This is a genomic window from Stenotrophomonas sp. 05L44_2 (assembly GCF_056665995.1).
On the sequence record NZ_JBFTNR010000140.1, the window covers coordinates 1 to 7,743 of the forward strand.

8 protein-coding genes and 1 pseudogene are annotated in these 7,743 nt (G+C 66.4%); all 9 read right to left on the reverse strand.

Features of this window, described 5'->3' with window-relative positions:
- The coding region (locus AC1VAN_RS06830) for an ABC1 kinase family protein (RefSeq protein WP_480985517.1) at nucleotides 1–814 on the reverse strand (814 nt) is incomplete at its 3' end.
- 35 nt (nucleotides 815–849) lie between these two features.
- Nucleotides 850–1,344, reverse strand: coding sequence for a CinA family protein (locus tag AC1VAN_RS06835; protein WP_025878918.1), 495 nt, complete (start codon nucleotides 1,342–1,344; stop codon nucleotides 850–852).
- Nucleotides 1,345–1,440: 96 nt separating this feature from the next.
- Nucleotides 1,441–2,751: a ribosome rescue GTPase HflX gene (hflX, locus tag AC1VAN_RS06840; RefSeq protein WP_025878917.1), complete on the reverse strand. Its 1,311-nt coding sequence runs from the start codon at nucleotides 2,749–2,751 to the stop codon at nucleotides 1,441–1,443.
- Between the two features lie 14 nt (nucleotides 2,752–2,765).
- On the reverse strand, nucleotides 2,766–3,041 hold the full coding sequence (gene hfq / locus AC1VAN_RS06845; RefSeq protein WP_025878916.1) for an RNA chaperone Hfq: 276 nt from the start codon (nucleotides 3,039–3,041) through the stop codon (nucleotides 2,766–2,768).
- Nucleotides 3,042–3,136: 95 nt separating this feature from the next.
- Complete coding sequence (gene miaA / locus AC1VAN_RS06850; RefSeq protein ID WP_032976514.1) at nucleotides 3,137–4,090, reverse strand: tRNA (adenosine(37)-N6)-dimethylallyltransferase MiaA; 954 nt, start codon at nucleotides 4,088–4,090, stop codon at nucleotides 3,137–3,139.
- The gene (gene folP, locus AC1VAN_RS06855) at nucleotides 4,090–4,986 is read right to left on the reverse strand and encodes a dihydropteroate synthase (RefSeq protein WP_480985518.1); all 897 of its coding nucleotides are present in this window, start codon (nucleotides 4,984–4,986) and stop codon (nucleotides 4,090–4,092) included. The genes miaA and folP overlap by 1 nt, the downstream gene beginning before the upstream one ends.
- A gap of 419 nt (nucleotides 4,987–5,405) precedes the next feature.
- Nucleotides 5,406–5,594, reverse strand: coding sequence for a hypothetical protein (locus AC1VAN_RS06860; protein ID WP_025878913.1), 189 nt, complete (start codon nucleotides 5,592–5,594; stop codon nucleotides 5,406–5,408).
- 98 nt (nucleotides 5,595–5,692) lie between these two features.
- A pseudogene (ftsH, locus tag AC1VAN_RS06865) lies at nucleotides 5,693–7,171 on the reverse strand (ATP-dependent zinc metalloprotease FtsH); the annotation flags it as partial.
- A gap of 161 nt (nucleotides 7,172–7,332) precedes the next feature.
- On the reverse strand, nucleotides 7,333–7,743 hold a 411-nt coding region (locus AC1VAN_RS06870), incomplete at its 5' end, for an RlmE family RNA methyltransferase (RefSeq protein WP_480985519.1).

Sequence of the window (7,743 nt, forward strand, 5' to 3'; positions counted from 1 at the left end):
GTTCACGGCGGTCGATGCCGGCCGCATCGACACCGGCCAGATCACGTCCGGCAATGCCGTCGACGAAATCCTGGACATTCAGGCTTTCGCAGGTCCATTGCCAGTGCACCGCCGGAATCAGGATGTCGTCACGGCCCTCGAAGTTGCGCGCGATGCGCTCGGCGTTGCGGCACTCCGCGGCAAAATCCAGCTCGCGGCGCAGCGACACGGTGAACTGCTGCACCACCTCGGCGGGTCGGTAGCGGCGCAGATCCGGCAGCCGTGCCTCAACGATCTCGGCCAGCCGTGCCAGCAGGCGCAGATCGGCTTCAACCACGTCACGGATACCAGGGCGGCGCACCTTCAGCACCACTTCGCGGCCATCACGCAACCGCGCCCGATGGGCCTGGGCCAAGGAAGCGGCCGCCATCGGGGTTTCATCAAGGAAGGCAAACACCTGCGACGGCGGTGCACCGAGATCGGCCTCGAGCTGTTCGCGGATCTTCTCGTAGGGCAATGCCGGGACCGCGTTCTGCAACTCGGAGAGTTCGGCGATCCAGTCCGGCGGCAGCAGGTCGACGCGGGTGGCGAGCACCTGGCCCAGCTTCACGAACGTCGGCCCGAGATCCTGCAGGGCGCTGCGCACGCGCACCGGCGCGGTCATCCGCAGCATTTCCTGCCGCTCCTCGTTCCAGTGCAGCAGGCGGCCGGCACGTTCCAGTACCGTGGCCAGGCCGATGCGCCGCACGACGTCGCCGAAGCCGTAGCGGATCAGGACGGCGGCAATTTCCTGCAGCCGGCCAAGGTCACGGACGGTGCCCAGCGTCTCCCACATCGTTGCCTACTCCGGTTGATTGCCGGAGCAGCATGTCACAGCTGGGCGTCGATGCCGTGCAATGCCGCCGCTACGGTCTGCCGGCGGATGGCTTCACGGTCACCATCGAACTGGAACAGTTCGGCCCGGGCATAGCCGCCACGGCGCTTCCAGCCGATCCAGACACTGCCGACCGGCTTGTCCGGGCTGCCACCGCCCGGCCCTGCGATACCGGTCACCGCCACCGCGATGCCGGCACCGGAATTGACCAGCGCCCCGGACACCATCTCCAGCACGGCTTCGCGGCTGACCGCACCGAACTGCTCCAGCGTCTGCGCGCGCACGCCGAGCAGGCGCTGCTTGGCTTCGTAGCTGTAAACCACCATGCCGCAGTCGAAGAACGCCGAGGATCCGGCGATGTCGGTCATGCACTTGGCGATCCAGCCGCCGCTGCAGCTTTCAGCAGTCACCAGCTGCAGCGAAGCCTGCTGCAGGCGCTGGCCCAGCGCAGCGGCCTGGGCATTGAGTTCGGCGTCGGTCGGGAAGGCCATCGGGGTAGCTGAAAAGTGAAGAACCTGCACGTTGTACCGCAGATGGCAGGGTGGTGTCGCGGCCGCAGGACATGCCGGCCAACGGCCGGCACTACCTCACCATTCGGGCAGCTTCTCCGGCAGCAGGGCCCGGATCGGCTCGCCATCGGCGCTGGCCGCCAGCTTCTCGGCCTCGGCGATGGGAAGATCGACCTGCARCAGCCAGCCTTCTTCATCAGCCTCTTCACTGCGCACCACTTCCAATTGGTGCAGGCGAGCGCGAAGGCGGCCGGCACTGGGTGGCAGGCGCAACTCGCCGGTGACGTGCTGCAGACCCAACCGCTTGCCGAGTACGGCCTGCAACAGCTCGATGCCCTGCCCGTCGCGTGCGGAAATCCACACCCGCTCACGCCGCGATTCATCCGGCACGCCGTCTTGGCCGTCGTGGCGCACGTCGGCACCCTCGATGCGGTCGATCTTGTTGAACACCAGCAACTGCGGCAGGTCGCCGGCACCGACGGCGGTCAGCACTTCGTCGACCTGGGCGATGCGCTCCTCGCGGTGCGGATCGGCGGCATCGACAAGGTGCAGCAGGAAATCCGCTTCCCGCGCTTCAGACAGGGTCGAGCGGAAGGCCGCCACCAGGTCATGCGGCAGGTCGCGTACGAAACCAACCGTATCGGCCAGCACGACGTTGCCACCGGGCACGGCGATCCGGCGTACGGTCGGATCCAGGGTGGCGAACAACTGGTCGGCCGCATAGGCCTCGGCGCCGGTCATCGCATTGAACAAGGTCGATTTGCCGGCATTGGTGTAGCCCACCAGGGCGACGCGCGGCAGTTCGCTGCGCACACGCGCACGACGCATCTGGGTGCGCTGTACTTCGACTTTTTCCAGCCGCTTCTGCAGCTGTTCAACCCGCTTCTGCAGCAGGCGRCGRTCGGTTTCCAGCTGGGTTTCRCCCGGGCCGCGCAGGCCGATCGAACCGCCACGCTGGCGCTCCAGATGGGTCCAGCCGCGCACCAGCCGTGTCGACATATGGCGCAGCTGGGCCAGCTCGACCTGCAGTTTGCCTTCATGGCTGCGCGCACGCTGGGCAAAGATGTCCAGGATCAGACCGGTACGGTCGATCACCCGGCGCTCGAGGAAACGCTCCAGATTGCGCTCCTGGCCCGGGCTCAACGCGTGGTTGACCAGGATCAGGTCTGCGCCGGTGGCTTCGGCGGCGGCCTTGATCTCATCCAGCTTGCCGCTGCCGATCAGGGTCGACGGGTTGGGGCGATCCAGCCGCGCGGTGATGGTCACCGCGATGCTGGCCCCGGCCGAGCGGGCCAGATCACCGAATTCTTCCAGCACATCGTCTTCCAGCTTGCCGAAATGCGGCTGGATCAACAGGGCGTGTTCGCCCTTTTTCGAGCGGTCAAACATTCACCGCTCCAACATCATTCGTCTGCTTCATCACCCGCCTGACCATCCTCACCTGATTGCACGTACCCACCACCCGGGCCGACCTTGACGTTGCGCGCCGGCACCACGGTGGAAATGGCGTGCTTGTAGACCATCTGGCTGACGGTGTTGCGCAGCAGGACCACGAACTGATCGAACGATTCGATCGTGCCCTGCAGCTTGATGCCGTTGACCAGGTACACCGAAACCGGCACGCGCTCGCGCCGCAGTGCATTCAAGAAAGGATCCTGCAGCGATTGCCCCTTGGACATTGCACACTCCTGATTATTGTTCTTATTGGTAGCCGGCGGTTGCCGCGGCCCCCGAGCCGCTTGCCGGCCCATGATGGTACACGGCCAGCGTCGGTTCAGCGTGCAACGAAGGTCGACACCGCGCCTGCGAGGCGCTCCCCATCCATATGGGGGTCGAACCAGCGCGCATCAAGCTCGCCGCGCAGCCAGGTAAGCTGGCGCTTGGCCAGTTGCCGGGTGGCGAAAATGGACTTGTCCCGGAAGCGGGCCGCGTCCCCGTCCCCGTCCAGGTACTCCCAGGCCTGGCGATACCCCACCGCGCGGACGGCGGGCAGGTCCAGCGGTGCGGCCACCGCCCGCATTTCCGGCAATGCACGCAGGGCGCGCACTTCGTCGAGGAAGCCCTGCGCGAGCATGGCGTCGAAGCGGGCCTCGATGCGCTGGTGCAGGACGGCGCGGTCGCGCGGCGCCAGAATCAGCTTCAACGTGCGCACCGGCAACGGGGCCACCCCGGGGCGGCGCTGCCATTCACTGATCGGCGTGCCGGTCAGCCGGTAGACCTCCAGCGCCCGCTGGATGCGTTGCGGGTCGGTGGCATGGATGCGTGCTGCGGCGGCGGGGTCAACGGCGGCCAGTTCGGCGTGCAGCGCCGCCCAGCCTCGCTCGGCGGCCTCGGCGCTCAGCACGGCACGCATCGCCGGGTCGGCCTCCGGCATCGGCGACAGACCCTGCAACAGCGCCCGGAAGTACAGGCCCGTGCCGCCGGCCAGGATCGGAGTCTTGCCACGGGCGACGATGTCGGCCACCACGCGGGCGGCGTCGGCGGCGAACTCGGCGGCGGAATAGGTCTGCCAGGGATCGCGCAGGTCCAGCAGGTGGTGCGGTGCCTGTGCGCGCTCGGCCGCATCCGGCTTGGCCGAACCGATATCCAGGCCGCGATAGACCAGCGCCGAATCGACACTGACGATTTCACCGTCCAGCTGCTGCGCCAGCGCGATCGCGGTGGCGGTCTTGCCGCTGGCGGTCGGCCCCATCACGGCGATCGCCAGCGGCCGCTGATCCACTGCCATCAGTCTTCGTCCGGCCAGCGGAGGGTCGGCTTGGCGTCCGCCCGCTCGGCAGGTACCGCCTCGACCGCCTGCCAGACCTTCAATGCATCGACCGTCGCTGCCACATCGTGCACGCGCACGATACGGGCGCCGCGCTGCACGGCGATCAGGTGTGCGRCCACCGACGCAGCGACACGCTCTGCCGGCGACTGACGACCGGTCAGCTCGCCCAGGCTGCGCTTGCGCGACAGCCCGGCCAGCATCGGCACGCCCAGTTCAAGGAAACGCTCCGAACGGGCCAGCAGCGTCATGTTGTGCGCCGTGGTCTTGCCGAAGCCAAAGCCGAGGTCGATCACCAGATTCTTCTTGGCGATGCCGGCCATCTCCGCGGCGAACAGCCGCTGCACCAGGAAGCCATGGACCTCGGCGACCACATCGTCGTACTGCGGGTCAGTCTGCATGTGACCCGGTTCGCCCTGCATGTGCATCAGCACCACCGGCACGCCCGCGTCCGCCGCCGCGTGCAGCGCACCGTCCTGGCGCAGGCCGAAGATGTCGTTGATCATCCCGGCGCCTGCAGCAACCGCGGCACGCATCACCTCCGGCTTGAAGGTATCGATGCTGATCGGCACCGCCGTGCGCGCTGCCAGCTGCTCGATGACCGGCACGACACGACGCAGTTCCTCGTCGATCGACACCGGCGCCGCGCCCGGACGGGTCGATTCGCCGCCGATGTCGAGCAGGTCGGCGCCCTCCTCCACCAGCTGCAGGCCATGCGCGACCGCCGCCTCGGTGGTGTCATGGGCACCACCATCGGAGAACGAATCCGGGGTGACGTTGACGATACCCATGACCCGGGCACGGTCCAGGCGCAGGATGCGGCCGGCGCAATCGAGCTGGGGCGAGATGTCGAACATGGCAGATCCTGCGGGCAACGAAGGTTAGTTTAAGGCGGCAGGGCTGCGCCCTGCACCCGCAGAGGCGGTAGTGCCGGCCGCTGGCCGGCAACCCCAACAGCAAAAGCAACCGCAGCATTCTGTGGGATGGCGGGGTCGGTCCGGTTGCGGGGGGGCGCTGCAAGTACGTCCATGCAAGCTCGGTCGCCACATCCATGCGGCTCACGCCTCCGCAATCGGGCCCACCCCGCCTTCGACAGTTTCCCGGTGGCCAGKAGATCCACGCCATGCGTGGATGAATCTCCATCGGAATCGAATATCTCGACAATTGAACGAAGAGCATCCACGCATGGCGTGGATCTACCGTGTCGACCAAGGTCGACACCTACCAGCAGCAGCGGGAAATTGTCGGAGGCGGGGCGCCGCCCTGCCGGCAAACCTCACCGCTGCCGGCGACGCTTCCGGTCCACGTACAGCGTCTTGATGATGCTCAGCAGGATACCCACCGCGATACCCACGCCACAGCCCAGCAGCAGATTGTCCACGGTCAGGCCGACAGCGACGCCGACTACGGTGGCGATCACCATCTCGGCGGTGTGGGAAATCGGTTCAGGCTTGGGGGCGGACATGCGGACTCCAGCGGGCTGTCAGGATCGGATGGGCCGGGGCCCGGAAACAACAAGGCCGGGTTGCCCCGGCCTCGTCTTGCATTGCGTACGGCAGGCCGTCAGATCGATTCGGCCGGACCGGCGATCGGCGGCAACGGACGGGCGTCGCCGCCCTTGTCGTTGTTGCCGCCATCCTTGTTGGACTTGTTCCAGCCCATCGGCGGCGGCGGGTCACGACCTTCCATGATCGCGTCGATCTGCGGCGCATCGATGGTTTCGTACTGCAGCAGCAGCTGCGACATCGTATGCAGCTTGTCGATGTTCTCGGTCAGCAGCTCGGTGGTGCGGGCGTACGCCTTGTCGAGGATGTTGCGCACTTCCTCGTCGATGCGACGGGCAGTGTCGTTGGACACGCTCTTGTGCTGGGTCACCGAACGACCCAGGAACACCTCATCGTCCTCTTCGCCATAGGCGATCGGGCCGAGCTGCTCGGACAGGCCCCACTTGGTGACCATGTTGCGGGCCATCTTGGTGGCACGCTCGATGTCATTGGACGCACCGGTGGTGACCTTGTCGGTACCGAAGATCAGTTCTTCCGCCACGCGGCCACCGTACAGCGAGCACAGCTGCGACTGGATCGCCACGCGGTTCATCGAGTACTTGTCGCCTTCCGGCAGGTACATGGTCACGCCCAGCGCACGGCCGCGCGGAATGATCGTGACCTTGTAGACCGGGTCATGTTCCGGCACCAGGCGGCCAACGATGGCATGGCCGGCTTCATGGTAGGCGGTGAGGGTCTTCTCCTCCTCGCTCATGGCCATCGAGCGGCGCTCGGCACCCATCAGGATCTTGTCGCGGGCACGATCGAAGTGGTCCATGCGGACCTCCTTCTCGTTGCCACGGGCGGCGAACAGGGCGGCCTCGTTACAGAGGTTGGCCAGGTCGGCACCGGAGAAGCCCGGGGTACCACGCGCGATCACCATCGGCACGACGTCGTCGGCCAGCGGCAGCTTGCGCATGTGCACCTTGAGGATGTGCTCGCGGCCCTTCACGTCCGGCAGACCGACCACCACCTGGCGGTCGAAGCGGCCCGGACGCAACAGCGCCGGGTCCAGCACGTCAGGACGGTTGGTGGCGGCGATCACGATCACGCCTTCGCCGCCTTCGAAACCGTCCATCTCGACCAGCAGCTGGTTCAGGGTCTGCTCGCGCTCGTCATGACCGCCRCCCAGGCCGGCACCACGGTGRCGRCCGACGGCGTCGATTTCATCGATGAAGATGATGCACGGCGCGTGCTTCTTGGCCTGCTCGAACATGTCGCGCACTCGGCTGGCGCCGACGCCGACGAACATTTCCACGAAGTCCGAACCGGAGATCGAGAAGAACGGCACCTTGGCTTCGCCGGCGATGGCCTTGGCCAGCAGCGTCTTGCCGGTACCCGGAGGGCCGACCATCAGCACGCCGCGCGGGATCTTGCCGCCGAGCTTGGTGAACTTGGACGGGTCACGCAGGAAATCGACCAGTTCGCCGACTTCTTCCTTGGCCTCGTCGCAACCGGCAACATCGGCGAAGGTGACCTTGATCCGCCCTGCGCCCCGGCCCCCGAGGTCTTGGGCGAGAAGCTCTGGAAGACCACCATCAGCACGACGGCGACGACCACCCATAGCAGGAGGTTCTTGGTCAAGTCGTTCATCCTCATTGGCTCCGGTGTTCCTCTTAGTGCTGGCGTTGCGTTGGGGTCGAACTTACGGGGTCGAGCTTACTTCATGTGGGCGCGTTTTCCCTGACCCAAGGCATACACCTCGGGAGAGCGCTTGCGCGAGGCTTCCGGCTTGCGGATGGAGACCTTGTCGTACCGGCGGCGCATGTCGCGCACGTAGTCGTCAAAGCCTTCGCCCTGGAACAGCTTGATCAGGAACGCCCCACCAGTCTTGAGGTGGTTGTCGGCAAAATCCATGGCCAGCTCCGCCAAGTGCATCATCCGCGGCTGGTCGACCGCGTCCACACCACTCTTATTGGGGGCCATGTCCGACAGCACAAGGTCTACCGGCTGATCCCCGAGCATGGCTTCAAACTGCGATAGGACGGTTTCTTCCCTGAAGTCACCGTGAAGGAACTCCACGCCGGCCAGCGGCGGCATGTCCAGGATGTCCAGGGCCAGCACGCGGCC

Bases quoted from the DNA above. Each gene is read 5' to 3' on its own strand.
- AC1VAN_RS06835 (WP_025878918.1), bottom strand. From the start codon at position 1,344: ATGGCCTTCCCGACCGACGCCGAACTCAATGCCCAGGCCGCTGCGCTG.
- hfq (WP_025878916.1), bottom strand. From the start codon at position 3,041: ATGTCCAAGGGGCAATCGCTGCAGGATCCTTTCTTGAATGCACTGCGG.
- miaA (WP_032976514.1), bottom strand. From the start codon at position 4,090: ATGGCAGTGGATCAGCGGCCGCTGGCGATCGCCGTGATGGGGCCGACC.
- AC1VAN_RS06860 (WP_025878913.1), bottom strand. From the start codon at position 5,594: ATGTCCGCCCCCAAGCCTGAACCGATTTCCCACACCGCCGAGATGGTG.